This is a genomic window from Achromobacter sp. 1012554356, from assembly GCF_059760815.1.
The window spans coordinates 1-20,795 of the sequence record NZ_JCBANC010000083.1 but is presented as its reverse complement, the minus strand read 5'-3'; the positions used below and the strand labels follow the sequence as shown (position 1 = coordinate 20,795).

General features: G+C 65.5%; 14 protein-coding genes. 10 read left to right on the top strand and 4 right to left on the bottom strand.

Translation table 11 applies throughout. From position 1 onward, the window contains the following. The first annotated feature begins 48 nt into the window (after positions 1-48). Entirely contained in the window at positions 49-5,244 is a 5,196-nt protein-coding gene (locus tag AC6LJW_RS27430; RefSeq protein WP_498088780.1) for an autotransporter domain-containing protein, read from the top strand. Between the two features lie 6 nt (positions 5,245-5,250). Here AC6LJW_RS27430 and AC6LJW_RS27425 read toward each other — a convergent pair whose 3' ends face one another. Continuing rightward, positions 5,251-6,009, bottom strand: a complete 759-nt coding sequence (locus AC6LJW_RS27425; RefSeq protein WP_427986385.1) for an SAM-dependent methyltransferase — start codon at positions 6,007-6,009, stop codon at positions 5,251-5,253. 166 nt (positions 6,010-6,175) lie between these two features. After that, the gene (locus AC6LJW_RS27420) at positions 6,176-7,540 is read right to left on the bottom strand and encodes an APC family permease (protein WP_056566498.1); all 1,365 of its coding nucleotides are present in this window, start codon (positions 7,538-7,540) and stop codon (positions 6,176-6,178) included. 529 nt (positions 7,541-8,069) lie between these two features. On the opposite strand from AC6LJW_RS27420, the gene AC6LJW_RS27415 reads away from it, so the two are divergent. Then, positions 8,070-8,456, top strand: a complete 387-nt coding sequence (locus AC6LJW_RS27415) for a DUF6152 family protein (protein ID WP_056561318.1) — start codon at positions 8,070-8,072, stop codon at positions 8,454-8,456. A 13-nt stretch (positions 8,457-8,469) separates the two neighbouring features. After that, on the top strand, positions 8,470-8,955 hold the full coding sequence (locus tag AC6LJW_RS27410) for a DUF6644 family protein (protein ID WP_498088779.1): 486 nt from the start codon (positions 8,470-8,472) through the stop codon (positions 8,953-8,955). 8 nt (positions 8,956-8,963) lie between these two features. On the opposite strand, the gene AC6LJW_RS27405 is transcribed toward AC6LJW_RS27410, so the two are convergent. Together AC6LJW_RS27405 and AC6LJW_RS27400 are read right to left on the bottom strand one after the other, a co-directional pair. Further along, positions 8,964-9,899, bottom strand: a complete 936-nt coding sequence (locus AC6LJW_RS27405; RefSeq protein WP_056561321.1) for an SMP-30/gluconolactonase/LRE family protein — start codon at positions 9,897-9,899, stop codon at positions 8,964-8,966. Positions 9,900-10,054: 155 nt separating this feature from the next. Continuing rightward, complete coding sequence (locus AC6LJW_RS27400) at positions 10,055-11,716, bottom strand: arylsulfatase (protein WP_056561322.1); 1,662 nt, start codon at positions 11,714-11,716, stop codon at positions 10,055-10,057. 288 nt (positions 11,717-12,004) lie between these two features. On the opposite strand from AC6LJW_RS27400, the gene AC6LJW_RS27395 reads away from it, so the two are divergent. From AC6LJW_RS27395 to AC6LJW_RS27365, 7 genes are all read left to right on the top strand, one after another. Beyond that, positions 12,005-13,327: a tetratricopeptide repeat protein gene (locus AC6LJW_RS27395; protein ID WP_056561324.1), complete on the top strand. Its 1,323-nt coding sequence runs from the start codon at positions 12,005-12,007 to the stop codon at positions 13,325-13,327. A gap of 40 nt (positions 13,328-13,367) precedes the next feature. Further along, positions 13,368-14,510, top strand: coding sequence for a formylglycine-generating enzyme family protein (locus AC6LJW_RS27390; RefSeq protein ID WP_498088778.1), 1,143 nt, complete (start codon positions 13,368-13,370; stop codon positions 14,508-14,510). A 102-nt stretch (positions 14,511-14,612) separates the two neighbouring features. Next, positions 14,613-15,593: an HAD family hydrolase gene (locus AC6LJW_RS27385; protein WP_498088782.1), complete on the top strand. Its 981-nt coding sequence runs from the start codon at positions 14,613-14,615 to the stop codon at positions 15,591-15,593. Between the two features lie 132 nt (positions 15,594-15,725). Then, complete coding sequence (locus tag AC6LJW_RS27380) at positions 15,726-16,226, top strand: sigma-70 family RNA polymerase sigma factor (RefSeq protein WP_056561328.1); 501 nt, start codon at positions 15,726-15,728, stop codon at positions 16,224-16,226. 3 nt (positions 16,227-16,229) lie between these two features. Then, positions 16,230-17,210, top strand: coding sequence for a FecR domain-containing protein (locus tag AC6LJW_RS27375; protein WP_498088777.1), 981 nt, complete (start codon positions 16,230-16,232; stop codon positions 17,208-17,210). A 231-nt stretch (positions 17,211-17,441) separates the two neighbouring features. After that, positions 17,442-19,715, top strand: coding sequence for a TonB-dependent siderophore receptor (locus tag AC6LJW_RS27370; RefSeq protein ID WP_498088781.1), 2,274 nt, complete (start codon positions 17,442-17,444; stop codon positions 19,713-19,715). Further along, the coding region (locus AC6LJW_RS27365) for a PepSY-associated TM helix domain-containing protein (protein ID WP_498088776.1) at positions 19,715-20,795 on the top strand (1,081 nt) is incomplete at its 3' end. The genes AC6LJW_RS27370 and AC6LJW_RS27365, both read left to right, overlap by 1 nt.

Below are 20,795 nucleotides of genomic sequence, written 5' to 3'. Positions count from 1 at the left end.
GGCGGGCTCGGGGGCTCGGGAAATACCCCGGGCAATGATGGCGCACCCGTGGAGAACCTGGCCGGCTCGCCGCCCAATACGCATCCCGGAGCGGGCGGCGGCAATGCATTAAGCTTTGTGATCTCGGGGGGGGGCATTGCCCAACCCCTGGGTGCTTACGATTTCGTAGGTATCGGTGGCGGCGGCGGTGGCGGCGGAATGACGGCGGGCGGCAATGGGACGGCTGGAACGATGTCGGTCTACAACGGCTCCCTGTCCATCCGCAAGATGTTCGTCGGCGGTGGTGGCGGCGGCGATGGCGGCCCTGCCGGTGTCACGCCCACAGCAGGGGGCGGTGGAGGCGCCGGCTCGCTGATGCTGAACGAGGCGCGCCTTTACATCGACGAGAGCTTGTACATCGGCGGCGCGAGTGGCGGTGGCACACGCGGCGGACGCGGTGGCGATGGCATGGTCACCTTGATGGGTGGGTCGTTGTTGAACGTGGGCGTCACAGATGCGTTTGCCTCGGTGGTGCTAGGCGGCGGCGTCAATGGGGGCGCGGGTGTGCTGAACCTAGCGGGGGCCTCGACCCTGATGCTCAGCGGCGAGAACCAGAGCCTGCGGATTCAGAGCAACGGCGTGCTGAACATCGGCAACGCCTTGCGCGGCGCCGAGTCCGGCGGCAACATCGTCTCGCTCAACCGAATCACCAATGACGGACAGATTCGTTTCAATCAATCCGATCTCGATTACGACTTCACGCCCTCGATCCAGGGCACGGGGACGGTCACCGTCAGCAGCACGGGTATCACGCGGCTGAGCGGCACCCATATGTATACGGGCGGCACGACCGTGGAGTCGGGTAGCGTGCTGCAGGTCGGCAGCGGCGTAACCGGCTCCATTGCCGGCAATATCGCCAACGAAGGCGTTGTCCTGTTCAGCCGCACTAATGCCTCTTCTTACAGTGGCTCGCTCACCGGTGCGGGCACACTTGAAAAACATCTGGCCGGCTCGTTGACGCTCACGGGGAACAGCCCCATGACGGGCGCGATCCGGGTCGACGGCGGGGGCCTGACGTTGTCGGGGCCCAATGCCCGCCTGGGTTCCGTGTCCTCCTCGCTGGATATCGGCCAGACGGCGGCAACGACCATGGCGGTGTCGAACGGGGCCATCCTGACGACCGGAACGTCGACGATCGGCCGAGGGGCGGGCGGCGCCTTGCCCAGCACCGTGTCGGTCAATGGTGCGAACTCGGCGTGGTTGGCGCAAGACTTGACCCTGGGCGGGGCGAGCGCCGGCACGCTCAGTATCCTTAGCGGCGGTACGGTCAGTGCGACGAGAGCGGTGGTCGGGCAGGCCGCTATCGGCAATATGTCCATCGATGGCGCGCAGTCTTCGCTGACCGTGGCGGACGTGCTTGATGTGGGCAGCACGGTAGCCGGCGCGGGCACCATTACCCTTAGCAATGGCGCGACGCTCTCCGCCGCGCAGATTCGCATAGGTACGAATGGCGGCAATGGTCAACTCGTAGTGCGGGGCTCGCCCACAGACGGGATCTCGTTTGTCTCCGCGGCAGAGATCCGCAAGCCGGTAGGCGCGGGCGCGGCCAAGATCACCTTCGAGGGCGGTGGCCTGCGTGCAGTCGGGCCAACCTCGCTTTTTCAGGGGTTTGCGGCGGGCGAGGTGGTCATCGGCAATGGCGGGATGATCCTCGACAACAATGGCCAACTTGACCTTCATCTCTCGGCGCCCTTGTCTGGCACGGGGCAACTCCGCCTGCGCGGCACGGGCGGAGTCAGCTGGACGCAGGCGAACGCACACACGGGCGGTACCGTGCTCGAGGCGGGGTCGCTCACCGCCTGGAGCACGAATGTGCTCGGGTCCGGTGGGTTCGACGTGCGGGCCGGAGCAATCGCGACCCTGCAAGCGTCGCAAGACATCGGATCGTTGGCGGGTGCCGGCATGATCAGCGCTTCGGGCGGCGTGGGTCTCAAGGTGGGAAGCAACAATGCGTCGACGACGTTCTCAGGAACACTGGGAGGCAGTCTGAACCTGCGTAAACTCGGCACCGGCACGCTCAGGCTATCGGGCGTGAACACCTATACGGGGGCAACGGTAGTCGAGGCAGGCACGCTGCTCGTGAGCGGGCAGGCCACGAGCTCCAACTTTACCGTCGCCGACGGCGCCACCCTGGCCGGGGCGGGCCGTGTCGGGGCCGTGACCGTGCTATCGGGCGGCACGCTCGCGCCAGGATCAACCCTCGAGACCTTGCGGATCACCGGGTCTTTGCGGTTGGACGCGGGTAGCACCTTGGCTTACACACTGGGCGCGGCGGGTGCCACGCCGTCGGCCGGCGTCAGTTCGCATGTGAACGTCACGGATGACGTGACCTTGAACGGTTCGCTCTCGCTGGACAACGCGTCTGCCTTGGCAGGTCCCGGCTACTACCGACTCCTGAGCTACGGCGGCAACTTGCTCGCCAACAATCTTGGCGTACCGCTCAGTGTTGCGGGACAGCCCGTGGCCGTGGTCAGCAGTCTGCCGGGCTTCATCGATTTGCGCCTGGGTAGCGTCGGTGCGGATCAACTGCAAACCTGGATGGGCGGTGCGGGCACGTGGCGCGACACGTCCGCGCAATGGACCAACGAAAACGGCAACATCGCGCAGGCCTGGGCGGGCAAGACCGCCGTATTCAACACCGCGGGTGGCGGCACCATCACGGTCGAAGGAACGCAGGCCTTCGAAGGCTTGCAGTTCGTGGCCGATGGCTACGCGCTGCAAAGCGCGGTGCATGGCAACGGCACCCTGGGTGGGCTCGATACCGCGCCGGGGGGTAGCGAAGTTCGCGTTCTGCAGGGCGTGACCGCGAACGTCGGCGCGGTGATTGGCGGGGCTGGCGGCATCGATAAGACCGGCGGCGGCACGCTGGTGCTATCCGGTCCGCACATCTATCAGGGGGAGACGCGCCTTTCAGGCGGTACGCTGTCGGTTAGCGGCGACAGTAACCTCGGCACGGCGGGCGCGCTGCGATTCCAGGGCGGCACGCTGCGCATCACCGGCGATCAGTTTGCGTCGACCGGGCGCACGATTCTTTGGAGCGCACAGGGCGGCGGCTTCGACATCGAAGACGCGGCTCATACGTTCACGGTCAGTCAGGATCTGGTGGGGGGGGGCGATCTCTTGAAGCGCGGCGCCGGCACGCTCATGCTTGGCGGCGCGAATGCGTATGGCAACACGTTCGTCGAGGCGGGCACTCTGGTGGGCAGCGCGAGCGCCATCAACGGCAATCTGCTGAACCAGGGCGCCGTCGTCTTTGACCAGGCCGCGAATGCAACGTATCAGGGGGCGATCACGGGAACAGGCAGCTTCAGCAAGCGCGGCCTTGGCACCCTGTCGCTTGCGGCCGATGCCCATCAGCAGCAGTGGCGCGTGGAGGGCGGCGAGCTGGCCGTGATCGCGAATCGCTTCACGGGCGACGCCGACGTCGCAGCGGGCGCGTCATTGCGGCTGGATGCCAGCGGCGACGCTGCTTATGCCGATCGCGTGACGGGCCTTGGCACGCTCGCTAAGACCGGCGCAGGCCGGCTCGTCTTGGCAGGCGATAGCAGCGCATTCGCAGGACATACCGATGTGCACGCGGGCACGCTGATCGTGGGCAGCGCAGGCGCCGGCAAGCTGGGCGGCGCATTGACGCTCCGCCAGGGGGCCACCCTGCAGGGCACGGGCCAGGTGGGCACAACCACGCTCATGAGCGGCGCGACCATCGCGCCGGGCAATTCCATCGGCACGCTGACAGTGATGGGCGACCTCACGTTCTCGCCCGGCGCCACATACCTCGTCGAGACCGATCCCGACTCGGGCGGCAGCGATCGGATCGACGTGAGCGGCACCGCGCGTCTGGCGGGTTCAGTCGTGCACGTGGGGCCCGAGGGCGGTTTTGCCACGACGCGGCAGTACACCATTCTCACGGCCAATCAGGTGCAGGGCCAGTTCGCGTCGGTGCGTTCGAACTACGCCTATCTGGATCCGACACTGGGTTATGACGGCCAGAGCGTGACGATGCAGCTGGCCCGCAAACAGGTGGATGGCACGCAGCCGAACCCACCGACGCCCATGGCGTTTGCCGACGCAGCCAATACGAACAATCAGCGCGCCACGGCGAATGCGCTGGACAGCCTGCCCGCGGGCAACGTGCTGCATGAGTACATCCTGACGCTGCCGGCCGGTGCGCCGCCTGCGGCGTTCGACAGTCTTTCGGGCGAAGCGCATGCCGGGATAGCGGGCACGCTGATGGGGCTGAGTTCCACGGTGCGCACGCTGCCGCTGAACCGTCTGCGCGCGAATCTGAATGCCGGCATGCGTGCGGGCGCCCCGACGGCGCAGGCGGGGTCGGGACCGGCGCCGGCGTCGGCGTTGCCCGTGTCGAATGCGCTCCCGGCCTGGGCGGAACTGGTGGGCAATTGGCAGACGATCGCAGGCGACGGCAACCACGCAGAGGTGCGCCAGCGCACGAGCGGTGTCTTCATGGGCACGGACCAAGCCGTGGGCAACGGCTGGCGTGTGGGTGGCGCCGTGGGCTACACCGATGGCAAGTCGCGCGTGGACGACCGTGCCTCGCAAGCCGATGTGTCGAGCTATAGCGCGGCGCTGTTCGGCGGCAAATCTTTTGAAGCGGGCCGCGGCCGGCTGAATGTGATGGCCGGCGCAGCTTATACCTGGCACGACATCAGCATCGAACGCACTGCCCGCGTGGCCGGCGCCACCGAGAAGCTCACCGCCGATTACGGCGCGAGCACGGCGCAGGTGTTCACCGAAGTGGGCTACGAAATCGCCGTGTCCGATCGGGCGAGCGTCGAACCGTTCGCGGGGGTGTCGTACAGCGATCTGCGCACACGAGGCTTCAACGAATCGGGCGGGTTCGCCGCTTTGCGTGGCCGTGGCGAGAGTCAGGACGAGGTGTCAAGTACGCTAGGTGTGCGCGGCCGCACGGCCTTCAAAGTGGGCAGCGCCGAGGGCACCCTGCGCGGTTCGGTCGGTTGGCGCCATGCATTCGACGATGTTACGCCGCGCGCCACGATGGCATTCGATGGCAGCCAGACGTTCACGGTTGCCGGAGCGCCGATCGCGCGCGATGCGGCACTGCTTGAGTTTGGCGCAGACGTGGCGATGACGCGATCCGCCACGCTGGGTGTGTCGTACTCGGGGCAGTATGGCGATGGCAGCCGCGAGCACGCGGGCTCGATCGATCTGCGTTGGCGGTTCTGAGGGGGATCAGCTCCGTTTGGCCCGCCATTCCCCCTTGCCGGCGGCGCTGCCGCTCATGGTGCGGCCGTTCACGACGCCCGCATAGCGCACGCCGTTGGCGGTGAAGGTGATCGACGTGCCATCCAGCCGGGCGTCCGAAATCGGCACGGATCCCAGCTTGCCGGACAGCACCTGATAGTGCTGATCGAGCTGCAGCGTCTCTCCGCCCATATCCCATTTGCCCTGAACCTTGGCCGGCACGATCCACAGGAGCGCCGTGCAATAGGTCTGGCAGTTCTCGGTGACGGTCTCGGAAGCGTCCGGCTCCCAGTCGCCCATGCGGAAGGTATTGGACACGACCCGCGTGCCGGCTGGCAGTTCCAGAAGTTTTGGCCGCAGTTTCTCGTTGATGGTGGACAGCAGGAACATCGTGATCACATCCGCCTGAGACAGATCGGTAGTGAAGAGATCCTGCGCCACGAAGGTGGCACGGTCGGCCACGCCGGCGCGCTTGGCGTTCTGCTGCGACAGCGCGACCAGGTCAGGGTTGTACTCGATGCCTTGCGCGGTCAGTCCGCGTTGCGCGGCCGTGATGACCGTGCGGCCATCGCCCGAGCCCAGGTCCATCAGCCGGTCCTTGGGCGTGACCTTGGCCATGTCGAGCATCTTGTCCACGAGGCTTTGCGGCGTGGGGACCCAGATGACGTCCTTGCCTTCCTGGCCGACGTCGGGCACATAAGCCTTCTGTTCGCCGGCCTTGGGGGGCGCGGCGGCGGTCTGCGCCATGGCGGCGGTCGCGCCCAGCAGCGTGAATGCCATCGCGGAGGCCAGCATCGCCAGACGCAGGTGCGGGGTGAACACCTGAACTGCGGTCTTGGAAGAGTCGTGAAAGCGTGCGTTGGAGCGTTGCATGGTGAGGGTTCCTTGGACGAAGAGGACAGGGAAGAACGGGTTAGCCCGCGGCCTGGGCGGGCTTGAGCAGGCGCATCAGGGGCACGCCGGCTGCCAGCACGGCCAGCCCGATCAGGGCGCCCGCGCCGGCATACATGGCGCTGGAAACGACCAGCCCGGCGCAGGTCAGCGCCAGCAGCAGGGGAGGCAGCGGAAAGAGCGGCACGCGGAAGGGACGGGGGCGATCGGGATCCAGGCGGCGCAGTTGCCAGACGGACGCGGCCACCAGCATCATGAACAGCCAGAACACGGGCGCGGTGTACGCCACCATCGTCTGCACGCTGTTCTGACTGAAGGCGCCCAGCGCCACCAGCGCCAGCGTGATCACGCCCTGGACCACCAGCGCGCTGACCGGCGTTTCATTGCGGTCGTTCCAGCCGGCCAACGCCTGCAGCCGCGGCACGTCCCGGCCCAACGCGTAATACACCCGCGCGCCGGTGATGATGGTGCCGTTGATGGTGCTGAGCGCCGTGGCGCAGATGGTCAGGCTGAGCAGTGCCGCCGCGTACGGCCCGGCCGCAAGCTGCATGACTTCGGCGCCCAGCGCGGGCGTGTCCCGCAGCCCCTGCAAGCCAAAGATCTCCAGTAAGGCAAGGTTGGTCAGCACATAGGCGCCGGTGACAACCGCTGTGCCGATGAGCAGCACCCGGCTCATGTTGCGTCCGGGATCGCGCAGTTCGCCGCTGAGATACGCAGCTTCGTTCCATCCGCCATAGGTCAGCAGCACGAACACCATGCCCATGCCCAGCAGGCCTGCGGTATTGCCCGACAGTGGCGCGGGGTCCGGGGTCTTGAGCGCCTCGCCGCCTGTGGCCGTCAGGCAGGCGATCAGGACGGCGGCCAGGGCGATCACCGTCAGCACGGTAAAGACCCATTGCAGGCGCTTGGAATAGCGGGTGCCGATCAAGTTCAGGCCAGTCAGCACAACCACCGAGATGGCTGCGTGCATGGCGGGTCCCTGCGTGCCGAGCGGCAACAGCTGGTTCGCGTAGTCACCGTAAATGAAGGCCACCACCGCGATTGCGCCCGTCTGGATGACGGAGCAGCGCGCCCAGGCAAACATCAGCCCGACACGCGCGCCCCACGCCCGGGTCAGATACAGGTATTCGCCGCCGGCGCCGGGGTACGCCGATCCGAGTTCCGCATAGCAAAGCGCGCCCACCAGCATGACGAGCCCGCCCGCGCACCACAGGCCGATATACATGGCCTCTGAATGGGAATGCTGGGCGACAAGGGGAGGGAAACCGAAGATGCCGATGCCGATGACGACGCCCACCAGCACCATGGTTGCGTCCATGACCGATAGGCCGGTGGGCGCGCGGTTGTTCACGGCGTCAGGAACGGCGCTCATGGTTGCGCGCGCCATGGACATGGATCGGCACGCAGCGTAAGGCCGTGGAAGTCAGGGAGATCAGGAGGGCGCGTGGTGGGGGTGGAGGGCTGATTCGCGAAGAAACGCGAGCGGAGCAATGACATGCAATTCTCCCGAGGGTGGACGCGCGGAGTCGAGCTCAGGGCAAATATCGGCATATGCTGACAATTGCCTGAACATAAAGCGACCGTTACGGAATGGGGAAAGTTCCGCAGGGTTTTCCTGGGTGAATCAGGTAGGCGCAAACGATTCTGGGCGTGTTCTTAGTCTCAAGTGAAATCCTATATTTATTCGATAACCAGTTGATTTACTTATGATTATGTGACTTATGAATAGTGCTTCTTAAAGTGAATTCTTAAAAGTAAATTCTCGGCAACGGCTCACGAGTTATCGCCGCGCAGCCCACCAAATAAATTCACACCGGCTGCAGGAACGCGCTGCTATCCTGTTTTTTCGCACGCTCGCGCCCGTGCCGCCGCCGCGCGGACGAATGACACGCCACCGCAACTTCAGGAGCATCGACATGAAGCTTTCTCAACGCGCGTTGATCGCCGCCCTGGCGATGACCGCCCTCGGCGGCGTCGCCCCCGCCGCCATGGCGCACCACGGCTGGTCGTGGGCGGAATCCGAACAGATGACGTTGCAAGGCACGGTCGAACAGGTGCAGATCGCGCCGCCGCACCCCATGCTCAAGGTCCGGGCCAAGGACGGCGTGTGGACCGTTGAGCTGGGCAATCCCAGCCAGACGAAGGAAGCCGGTTTCATCGAAGGGTCCGCCAAGCCTGGCGATGCGATCACCGCCGTCGGCAACCGCGACCAGGACGCCGCCGCCAAGCGCATGAAGGCCGTGCAGGTGACGGTGGGCGGCAAGACCTACGACATCTACCCAAGCCGTATCAAGAAACCCTGAGCGCCCGCGCCGGATGCCCGAACTGCTGCGGCTCGCGCTCGAACAGCTTGAATCCGTGCCGCCGGCGCTGTGGCTGCGCCGGTCCGGCCTCCTTTATCTGCTGGTCAACGCCGCGCATATTGGCGCGATCGGCCTGCTGATCGGGTCCATCGTGCCGCTGGATCTGCGCCTGCTCGGCATCCTGAAGCCGACCTCGCTGGCTGTCCTGGCGCCGGCGCTGGCGCGCACCGCTGCGACAGGACTGGCTCTGGCGGTGCTGACGGGCGCGTTGCTGTTTTCGGTGCGTCCGATGGAATATCTGGAAAATCCCGCATTCCTGGTGAAGATGGCGCTACTGGCGGCCGGCGCAGCCAATGCCTGGCTGGTGCACCGCGGCCATGCGTGGGCCGACGTCGAAAGCGGCCGGCGGCCCACGGGCAGGCTTCGCGTGCAGGCGGGCGCGTCGCTGGCGCTGTGGGTGGGTTGTCTGGTGGCGGGACGCTGGATCGGATTTTTATAGCTGCCGGTTCAGCAGTATGCGACGCCCTGCGCATTCACATACAGTGCGAACAGGCATTGGCCGGTCACCATGAACAGCCGGTTGCGGCGCGCGCCGCCAAAGCACAGGTTGGCGCAGCGGTCGGGCAGGGCGATGCGACCGATCGCGGTGGCGTCGGGTGCAAACACCATCACGCCGCTCACATCGGGACCCGGTCCCCAGCCGGCCCAGAGATTGCCGTCAGTGTCGCAGCGTATGCCGTCCGGAATCGCGTCGCCGTTCGCTTCGACAAAGGGGCGCCCGCCGTCCAGCGTGCCGTCATCCTGCACGCCGTAGACCAGGATGCGGTTCGGCGACGATCCGTTGTCGACCACGTACAGCAGCCGTTCGTCCGGCGAAAAGCACAACCCGTTGGGATTGTGGATGCCCTGAACCGCGATCTGTAGCTGTCCTGTGCCTGGGTCCAGCCGATAGACGTGCGTCGGAAGTTCCGGATCGGCCTTGAAGCCTTCGTAGTTGCTCAGAATGCCGAATACCGGGTCGGAGAACCAGATCGATCCATCCCGGCGCACCACGACGTCATTCGGCGCATTCAGTCGCTTGCCCTCGAAACGGTCGGCCAGCACTGTCAGCGTGCCGTTGTACTCGGTTCGCACCACACGCCGCTCGCCATGTTCGCAACTGATGAGCCGGCCCTGGCGGTCGCGCGTGTTGCCGTTCACATACCCGGACGGCTGGCGGTGCACCGACACCGCACCCGTTTCCTCGTCCCACCGCAAGAGGCGGTTGCTGGGAATGTCGCTCCAGATCAGGCACCTGCCGTCCCCGAACCACACCGGGCCCTCGCCATACCGCACGCCCGTGGCCAGCCGTTCGATTCCAGCGTTGGTGAGCCGGATCTTGAGGAATCGGGGATCCAGCACCTCGATGGCGGGATCTGGATAGCTCTCGCTGGGTTCCCACATGGGACCTCCTACAGGCGGGTGACAAGCTGGCAGGCGGCAAGCTTGCGGGGATGGAACTGCCGCGTCCATCCGCCGATAGCAGCAAGCCGCCTGCCCGGACTGGTCCCGCATCCGTGCGCGTCACCTGAATTCGGGTGAGACGCAGCGTTTCGGCATCAGTTTCCGGTGGGAAGGGAAAGCTTGAAACCGTCCTTGGCCAGGCTATCGCGGATGTACTGGAACCGCTCGTAACCGGACAAGGTCATCGGCCCGTCATAGCCTTCGCTTTGCATCTTGCGGGGCGGGTAGTCGATATACGTCTTCATCAGCGGCGCGACGGCGTCGTTGATCATGACCATCGTCCAGGTCCGTTCCGTGACGTTGCTCATGAAGATGTCGTAACGCTCCTGCGGGTCGGCCCACAGATCGAACACCTGGGGCACCGTCGCGACATAGGACTCCGCGCCTTTCCAGCCCAGGTTCGTGTCCACGGCAAGCCCGCCGGTCACCGCACCGTCGTCGCCGCGCAGGTTGAACACCGCCTTGTAATTGGCAACGCGCACCGCGCCCGGCGACAGCTCGTTCTCGGTGAAGTAGAACCAAGACTTGCGGTCGCACTTGCCCGTGCCAAAGAAAACGGGCGACATGTCATAGCTGTCGAAAATGATCGGCTTGTTTTCGCGGTCATTCGTGGGCAGCTTCACGCCCGCCACCGCCGCAAACGTCGCCATCAGATCCAGGCCGCCCACCAGGCTGTGGTCCTTGGAGCCCGCCGCGATCTTGCCCGGCATCCACGCGATCGCGGGAACCCGGTTGCCGCCTTCGCGCACAGTGCCTTTGGTGCCACGCAACGGCGTGTAGCCCGCATCGGGATAGACGTCCTGCCAGGCGCCGTTGTCCGTCGTGTAGAACACCAGCGTGTTCTTGTCCAGGCCTAGCTCGCGGATCTTGTCCATGATGCGGCCGATGCGTGCGTCCAGTTCCACGACCGAGTCCGCGTACTTGCTCTTGGACATCGACTTGTGGATGTAGTCCGGATCCGGCATGTTGGGCTGGTGCACCTTCATGAAATTGATGCTCATGAAGAACGGCTGCTCGGACTTGGCGTTGCGGTCCAGATAGTCCAGCGAGGCCTTTTCGACGTAGCGGTCAAAGAACGGAATCCCGACGACGCCTTCACGGCCATTGACCATTGGCGTATCGACATACTGGCCGTTGATTTTGAATTCCTCGCGCGGCTTTTCGCCGGCGTTGCCGGACAATGCGCCCTTGGTGACGCGCTGGAACATCTCGCGCACGTCGGCGGGCATGTCGGGGAACCAGGTGGGATCCGCGTAGGTGTAGGCGTTCAAGTGATAAAGGCCTGCGTACTTCATCTCGTCGTAGCCCTGGGCGTTGGGCAGGGCGTAGTCCGCTTCGCCCAGATGCCATTTGCCCGTAAAGAACGTCTTGTAGCCGGCGGTTTTCAGAACTGACCCGAGCGTCCATTCGGCTGCAGGCAAGCCGCCGCCCTGGCCCTGAAAGGCCACGGTGGTCATGCCGCTGCGGTTGGGGATGCGGCCGGTCTGCATGGCGGCGCGGCCGGGGGTGCAACTGGGTTGCGCGTAGAACGAGAAGAAGGTCATGCCTTCGGAAGAAAGCCGGTCGATATTGGGCGTTGGCATGCCGCGGCCGATGCCGCCGCCATACGGACCGAGATCGCCGAGGCCGGTGTCGTCGGAGACAAGCAGGATGATGTTGGGTTTGCGCTGGTCCTGCGCGGAAGCGGGGGCACAGATTGCCGCTCCCGCCAGGAAAAGTGCTGCGGCACCGCAAGTGAGCGTTCGTTTGGTCGCCATTTTCAACTCCGTTGTGAGAGTGAAACCAACCGCACGAAGCTGCAAACCGTGCGGTTCACATTGGCCTACGTACTTGGGTAACGTTCAGTCCGGGACGCGTCGTCCGCGGGATTTGAACTGCAATAATTTTCATCTTCCTTTCCCGCATGTCAACAAGATTCAATTACCCGCCTGTCCATACCCGCATGCCCGGTGCAACCGCACTAGCGCAGTTGCGTTTTGCCGGCATGCGTTATCCGTGCTTATATTTCCGAAGCCCGTCGCGGGCCGGCCCTTTGGGAGATCACCATGGCGCTGAGCGATGTACGGGGCAATCCCGTTTCCAGCGATGAACCGGCGTCGATGGCTGCCTACGAGCAGGCGCAAAGCCTCTTTCACGGCTACTACGGTGACCCCTTGGGCGTCATCGACAAGGCGTTGGCCGAGGACCCCGTATTCGTCATGGGCCACCTGCTGCGCGCGGGCATGATGATTACCGCCAGCGACAAATGCGTCGAGCCGCTGATGCGCGAAAGCGTGGAGGCCGCCGAAGCACTCGTCGACATCGCCAACGAGCGCGAAAGACGGCACACCGCCGCGGCGCGCGCCTGGCTGGACGGCAATTTCTCTACCGCGCTGCGACGCTACGCCGACATCCTGGCCGACTATCCCCACGACACGCTGGCGCTGCAGGTCGGCCATATCGGCGACTTCCTGCTTGGCCGCTCGGCCATGCTGCGCGACCGCGTGGCCGGCATTTTGCCCGCCTGGAACTGCAAAATGCCCGACTACGGTTACGTCCTGGGTATGCACGCCTTCGGGCTGGAAGAGACCAATCTCTACCGCGCGGCCGAAACCCAGGGCCGGCGCGCGCTGGATCTGAACCGGCGCGACCCCTGGGCCGTGCACGCGGTGGCCCACGTTCTCGAAATGCAGGGCAGGGTGGACGAGGGCATCGCCTGGCTCAACGGCCGCCGCGACGACTGGTCCAGCGACAACATGCTGTCCATTCACAACTGGTGGCACCTGGCCCTGTTTCATCTGGACCGCGAGGACATCGCCAACGTGCTCGCCATGTACGACGACCGGTTGCGCGAAACGTCCACCGGGCAGGTGCTTGACCTTATCGACGCATCGGCCATGCTGTGGCGCCTGTTGCTGCGCGGGATTGATGTCGGTTGGCGGTGGCAGCAGCTTGCCGAGGTGTGGAAGGCGCGCGGCGGCTCGGGTTACTACGCCTTCAATGACGTGCATGCCCTGATGGCCTTCCTGGGCGCCGGCGACAACGCCGCGGCGCAGACGCTCATCGAGGCCATGGAAGCCGCCGCGCAGGGCGCTGGCACCAACGCCATGATGACGCGCGACGTGGGACTGCCGGTGGCGCACGCGCTGCTGGCATTCGCGCGCGAAGACTACGGGCTGACCGTGAATCTGTTGCGCGACGTGCGCCTCATCGCGCACCGGTTCGGCGGCAGCCACGCACAGCGGGACGTCCTGGCGTTGACGCTGGTCGAGGCGGCGCTGCGCGACGGCGCGCGGTCGCTCGCAAAGGTGCTGACCGCCGAGCGCATGGGTCTCAAGCCCAATAGCGAGGGCAACCGCAAGCTGGCCTCGCGGGCCGCCGCGTTGTAACGGCTTCATTGCGAAAGGATTCTCTTCAAGGAGAACGCGCATGAAAAAGCACGCGAAGATCGGGTTGGCGTTGGTGGCAATACTGGGCGCGACAGGCGCGATTGGCGCGTATGTGGTTGTCTCCGCGCCGCCGGCTGGGCCGCCTGTCGTCACGGTGGGAGACGGCAAGCAGGGCCCGGCGGCGATGGCATGGATACCGGGCAACGAATTCCTGATGGGCAACGACCACCAGATGTCGCAACCCAACGAGCGACCGGCGCACAAGGTGCGCGTCAGCGGGTTCTGGATGGACGTGCATGACGTCACCAACGCGCAGTTCCGCCGTTTCGTCGAGGCGACCGGCTACGTGACGACCGCCGAGCAGAAACCGCGCTGGGAAGATCTGCGCGTCCAGCTTCCGGCGGGCACGCCGCGTCCCAACGACAGCGCCTTGCAGGCGGGCGCCATGGTGTTCACCGGGACCGAGACCGAGGTGTCATTGCGCGACTATTCCCGCTGGTGGCGCTTTGTACCGGGCGCGAACTGGCGGCACCCCGAGGGGCCTGACAGCAATATCGACGGCAAGGACGATCACCCGGTCGTGCAGGTGTCTTACGAGGACGCTCAAGCCTACGCCAAGTGGGCGGGCAAGCGGCTGCCGACGGAAGCCGAGTGGGAATTTGCCGCACGGGGCGGGCTGGAGCAGGCCACCTATACGTGGGGCAACGAACTGCTGCCGCAGGGCACGGCCATGGCAAATATCTGGGACACCCGGCAGCCGCAGCCGTTTCCGGTCGTAAAGGATGAAAAGGTGCAGGTCGGCACCACGCCCGTGGGCAGCTTTGCACCCAACGGCTATGGCCTGTACGACATGGCCGGGAACGTCTGGCAATGGACGTCCGACTGGTACCGCGCAGACGCCTTCAGGTTTCAGGCGCAATACCGCCAGCCGCCACGGGACCCGGCGGGCCCAGCCGATAGCTTCGATCCCGACGACGGCGCCACGCCCGTGTCGGCGCCCAAGCGCGTGACCCGCGGCGGATCGTTTCTATGCAGCGACACGTATTGCATCAGCTACCGCGCCAGCGCTCGACGTGGCACGGATCCGCTCAACCCCATGTCGCATATCGGGTTTCGTACCGTCATGACGCCGCAGCAATGGAAGGCGGCGCAGCCTTCGCAGGGCAGTATCGCCAGCCGTTGATGCAGAACGTCGTCCAAGTGGTGTCATCACTGCGCCATGCGCGCCCGGGAGATCCGCATGCAGACTTCGATTCAACGCCCCTCTGTGCGGGGGCTGGCCTGGATGTGGCTCTGCATCCTATGTCTGCTGGCCGGATGCGCCGCGTCAGATCGCCACAATCAGGCGGAGCTGGCGTCGTGGACTGACGGGCCATCCCGCATGGCCATCGTCACGTTCGTGAAAGCGGTCACCGACCCAGGCAGCCCGGACTTCGTGCCCGACGAAGATCGCATCGCCGTCTTCGACAACGACGGCACGCTGTGGAGCGAGATGCCGATCTACTTTCAGGTGATGTTCTCGATGGACGAGGTCCACGCGCTGGCGCCATCGCATCCGGACTGGGCCACGCGCCAGCCTTTCATGGCGGTGCTGCAGAACGATCATGCCGCAGTGGCCAAGTCCGGCGAGCGCGGCATGATGGAGATCGTGCTTGCCACCAACACCGGCATGCCCGTCCCGCAGTACACGCAGCGTGTCGACCAATGGCTGCAAACCGCGCGTCATCCGCGCACCAAACTGCCGTATGACAGCATGACGTACGTGCCGATGCGCGAGCTGCTGGATTACCTGCGCGCGCACGGTTTCAAGACCTACATCGTGTCGGGAGGCGAAACCGAGTTCATGCGCGCCTGGACGCAGAGGGCCTACGGCATCCCGCCGGAGCAGGTCATCGGTACGGCGTTCGGCAGCGAGTTCGTGGCAAGCGGAAACGGGTACGCGCTGATGCGGTTGCCAAAGCTGGACTTCAACGATGACGGCCCCGGCAAACCCGTGGCCATCCAGCGTCAAATCGGCAAGCGCCCGATCCTGGCCTTCGGCAACTCGGATGGCGACCTGCAGATGCTGCAATGGACCACCGCCGGGCCGGGCAAGCGCTTTGGCGGCATCGTTCACCACACCGACGCCAAGCGCGAATGGGCCTACGACCGCGATTCGAGCGTCGGCCGTCTGGACAAGGCCCTGGACGCGGCGCGGGCGAGCGGGTGGACAGTCGTCGACATGGAGAAGGAGTGGAAGCGGATCTACGCGAAGGATTGGCAGTGACTCCCGGGCGACGCGGCGTCGGACACCCGTTGCGAACAATTCTTGGTATCATTTGGAGGTTCTCGCCGCCTGACCACACTCCGGACAGGCGGCTTTTCCGTGTCATCGCGCTGCTTGCCGGGGCGTTTGAGCATGTCCAACCCCCTCCAGCCGCTCCAGCTTCTTTGCGAAACCCATTACGAATGGCTCTGCCAATGGTGGCGGCGTCAGCTCGGCCATGGCGACGAGGCCTCGGATTTCGCGCACGACACCTTTCTGCGCGTCCTGCGCAATCCCGAAGAAGTCCGCACACTGCGGCAGCCCCGCGCCTATCTGACCACCATCGCCCGCGGCCTGCTGAACGATCACTGGCGCCGCCGGTCGCTCGAGCGCGCCTGGCTGCAGGCCGTTGCCGCGATTCCACCCGAGATGGAGGCGTCGCCAGAAATGCTGCTGGGCGTGCAGCAGGCGCTGCAGCAACTGGACCGAATGCTGGCCGATCTGGCGCCACAGGCGCGGGAAGTGTTCGTGCTGTCGCAAATGGAAGGCCTGACATACGCCGAGATTGCGGTGCGCACCGGGCTCAGCGACCGCACGGTGAAGCGGTACATGGCGCAGGGTTTCGAGGTCTGCCTGACCTTGCTGGAGTACTGATCGATGGCCGCCACCGAATCCAAGCCCCTGGACGCCGCGATCATCCGCGAAGCGGCGCGCTGGCTGGTGCGCCTGCACTCGGGCGAGGCAGGGCCGGCCGATCACGCCGCCTTTGAGCGCTGGCGTGCGGACAGTCCCGACCGTGAGCTCGCCTGGCAACGCGCGCAGCGCCTGACGCAACAGTTCAATGCCGTGCCGGCCGCGCTGGGGGTGCCGTTGCTGACGCGCGAGGCGCGGGTCAGCCGGCGCACGGTGCTGCGTACGCTGGCGGCTGTGGGTTTCGCGGCGCCGGCCGCGGCATGGCTGGGATACCGCATCAACCATCGGCAGGCGGGCGAATACCGCACGGCGGTGGGCGAAAACCAGGATCTGGTGCTGGCCGACGGCAGCCAGGTGCTGCTGAATACCGATACCGGCATGAACGTACGGTATTCCGACGCGGCCCGTGTGGTCCAGTTGCGCGCCGGCGAAGTCTATGTGCGCACGGCGGCCGACAAAGCGGCTCGGCCCTTTTATGTCGAGACGCCGCAGGGCCGTCTGCAAGCCCTGGGCACCCAGTTCGTCGTCCGGCAGATGGACACACGCGACGCCATGACCGAGTTGACGGTGCTTGAGCATCGGGTCGCCGTCACGCTGGCGAATGGAGGATCAACGCGGGTATTCAACGCGGGCGAGTCCGTGCGCTTTACGGCGCAGGCTTTCCTGCAAGGCGACATCCTGCCGGACGCGCCGCTGCGGTCTGGCGTTGCACCGGGGTGGACGCGCGGGGTGATAGAGGCCGACAACATGCGGCTGGACGCATTGCTGGCCGAAGTGTCGCGCTACCGGCGCGGGGTCGTCCGTTGCGACCCGGCTGTGGCGGGCCTGCGTGTGTCCGGCGTCTTCCGCTTGCAGGACACGGATGCGCTGCTTGCAGTCGTGGCCAACACCCTCGAGCTGCGCGTAACGACGCGGACGCCGTACTGGGTGTCCCTCAGCAAATAACCGACGCGACGTCGTTTCACTTATTTACAACTGTGTTGGTCCCTGCGTGTCCCTTTTGTCCCGGCTCATCCGGCATATCGCGCATTGATGACCTGAACGGGATGTGAACACGTGGCACTTCAAAACTCCTCGCCCGCACGCGCCGCGACGCGCGTCTTGCGCCTGGCCGCATTGAGCCTGAGCCTGACCGCCGCATTTGGCGCTTCATCGTCCGCGGCGGCTCAACCGGCGATGCAAGCCGGCGCGCAGGACTACCGCATCCCCGCCGGTCCGCTGGACCAGGCACTTTCGGCTTTCGCGAAGGCGGCGGGCATCACGGTTTCCTTCCGTCCGGAAGACGCCGGCCGCTTGACGACGCAGGGCCTGAGCGGCAGCTACGGGGTGGACGCCGGCCTGGCCGGGCTGCTGGCTGGCACGGGCCTGGTCGCCGAGGGGCAGGGCGGGCAGGGCTATGTCGTGCGCGCGGCGTCGGCTGCAAAGCCTTCGGCGCAGGCCGCCGAGCCCGCCGCCAGCGCCAGCACGCTGGAATCCATCCAGGTCAGCGGCGACTGGCTGGGCACCGGTCTTGAAAACAGCGTGCAGACGTTTGGCGGCGCACGGACGCTGCTGCGGCGCGACGAAATCCAGAACAGCGGCGCCACCAGCGTGGCGGACGCGCTGCGCCGCGTGCCCGGAGTGCAGATCAGCGGCAGCACCAGCGCCACGGGCAGCTCGGTAGGCCTGCACGTCGGCATCCGGGGCTTGAACCCCCGCAATTCGTTCCGTACGACGATGCTGCTGGACGGCATCCCGATGGCGATGGCGCCTTACGGGCAGCCGAACCTGGTGATGTCCCCGACCAGCCTGGGCAACATCGAGGCCATCGACGTCGTGCGCGGCGGCGGGGCTGTGCGCTATGGTCCGCAGAACGTGGGCGGCGTCATCAACTTCAAGACCCGCGCGATTCCCAACACATCCGGCCTGACCGCCGAGGCCTCGGCCCGCTACAACATCTTCAGCCACGGCGGCGCCAACACCCAATACACCGGCTTTTTGGGCACGCAGTTCGACAACGGCCTGGGCGTGGCGCTGATGTATTCCGGCATGGACGGCGAGCAATGGCGCGATGGCAGTGATGACCGCTACAACGACGTAGCGTTGAAATGGCGCTTTGCGCTGACGCCCACGTCGGAGATCTACGGCAAGTTCGCGCATTACGACGTCAAATCCATGACGCCCGGTGGGCTGACCGTCGCCCAGTATCGCGATGATCCCTTCCAGAACACGCACCCGACCGATTACTGGAAAGGGCAGCGGGACCAGGTCGATATCGGCTACCTGAATTCGATTTCCGACACGCAGGAGTTCGAGGCGCGCGTCTATCACTACGACAGCTCGCGCCAGAGTTCGCTGATCAATCCCGCCGCGAACCGGAACGACTACCAGCCGCGAAACAACCAGGTCCTGGGCATCGAACCGCGCTACACGCAGCGCATCGAATGGGGGCCGACGACGCACGACGTGACCATCGGCTACCGCTACATCCACGAAACGGGTCAGGACCGGCGCTATTCGGAGTCGCTGACGACCGGGCAGCGCGTCGGTGTGCAGCAGGTGTTCGACAACGAAACCGAGGCGCATTCCGTTTACCTGGACGACCGCATTGCGTACGGCAACTGGCGCATCACACCGGGCGTGCGTTACGAGCGCATCGACACGCACCGCCAGCCCAACGGCACCGCCAACGACACGCCGTTCGACATGCGCAACAGCCGCGGGCTGCCGTCGCTGAACGTTGCGTACCTGCTCAGCGACGCGCTGACGCTCTACACCAACTACAACACCTCGTTCGGCGCGGTGCAGTACACGCAGCTCAACTCCATGTCGGCGACCAATCCGCTGAGCCCCGAGATCGCGAAGACGGTCGAGGCCGGCCTGCGCTACTCGGGCGAGCAACTGCACACCGAGTTCACCGTTTTCGACCTGCGTTTCGACAACCAGATCCTGTCGATTCCCGGCACGAACCCGGCCGTTTTCCGCAATTTGGGCGCGACGACGCACAACGGGGTCGAATTCGCCATCGACTATGACTTCGACCGGTCCGGCCCGCTTGCCGGCCTGAACGTCTACGCCAACTACACGTACGTGCGCGCCATTCAGAAATCGGGGGAATTCGAAGGCAACGACGTGCCGTTCTACTCGCGCCAGACCGGCACGGTGGGCGGCCGCTATACGCGCAACAACTGGACGTTGAACTTGTTCACCACGGCGCAGAGCGGCCAATACTCGGATACCGCCAACACCGGGCCTGAGAATGCGGACGCGACCAACGGGCGCGTGCCTGGGTTCAGTGTCTGGAATACGCAGTTGGCGTACAAGGTGCCGCAATGGCGCGGCAGCGAAGTGGCGGTGGGGGTGAACAACCTCTTTGATCGCCGTTACTACACGCGCAACGTCGATACCAACGGCGGGCGCATGGTGGGCGCGCCGCGGATGGTCTACGTGCAAGCGCGATTGGCTTATTGATGGTCCGGCGCTTCTGGCTGACCTGCCATCGATGGGCCGCGCTCATTCTGGGCGGGGTGCTGATCCTGTCCGGGCTGACGGGCGGCTTGCTCGTGGCGGTGCGGCCGCTGGATCGGCTCTTGCATCCGGCGTACTTCGTCGCGGAAAGCCGGCCGGATGACCGCGCAGTACCACTGGAAACCGTGCGGCGCACTTTGGTGGACACGTTCGGCCCGGACGCGTCGTTGACGTTCGATCCACCTCGCAAGTCAGGTGACACGTTGCAGGTGCGGGTACGCGGCGGCTGGCGCGGCACCATCTATCTGGACCCGTCGACCGGCCGGGAGCAGGGCAGGCGGGCAGAGAACGAAGGCGTTGCCGCCTTTCTCTATCAGTTGCACAGCGCGTTGATGTTGGGGCAGACGGGCAAGGCGGTGCTGGCGTGGGCTGCCTTGGCGTATCTGGTGTTGATGCTGTCCGGCCTGGTGATCTGGTGGCCGCGCAAATGGCCGCCATCGCTGCGCATGGTCCTCGACAAGGGAACGTTGCGGGCGCTGTTTGATGTCCATCGACAGGGCGGCGCGATTCTGGCGGTGTTCTTGGCGGTGTCGGTGGCGACGGGAGCTTATCTTGCGTGGCGTCCGATCGGTGGGTGGATCACGGCGGCCAGCGGGCAGGCTCGCGTGGTGGCGCCAACGCTGCCTGAGCTGACGGGGCTGACGGCTGGGACGGCGCCGTTGCAGGCTGGCATGTCTCAATCGTCAGCCGCGATGCCGCCGCTGCAGACTGGGACGCTAGAGCCGCCGTCTCTGGACGCCTTCGCAGCGGCCGCCAAGGCCGAATTCCCGGGTGGTGAGATCGGCTTCATTCTCTACACGCCGAACCGTGACCGGCCGATGGCCATTCGCATGCGCGTCCCCGACGATCCGCATCCGAACGGGCGTTCCACTGTATGGATAGACCCTCGCGACGGCACAGTCCTGGCCGCGCATCGCTGGGACGAACTGGATCCGGGCACGCGGATCAACTCGGTGATCTATCCGTTGCATACCGGAGAGCTCGGCGGGCCGGCGGGTGAGGTTGTCGTGGGGGTGCTGGGGC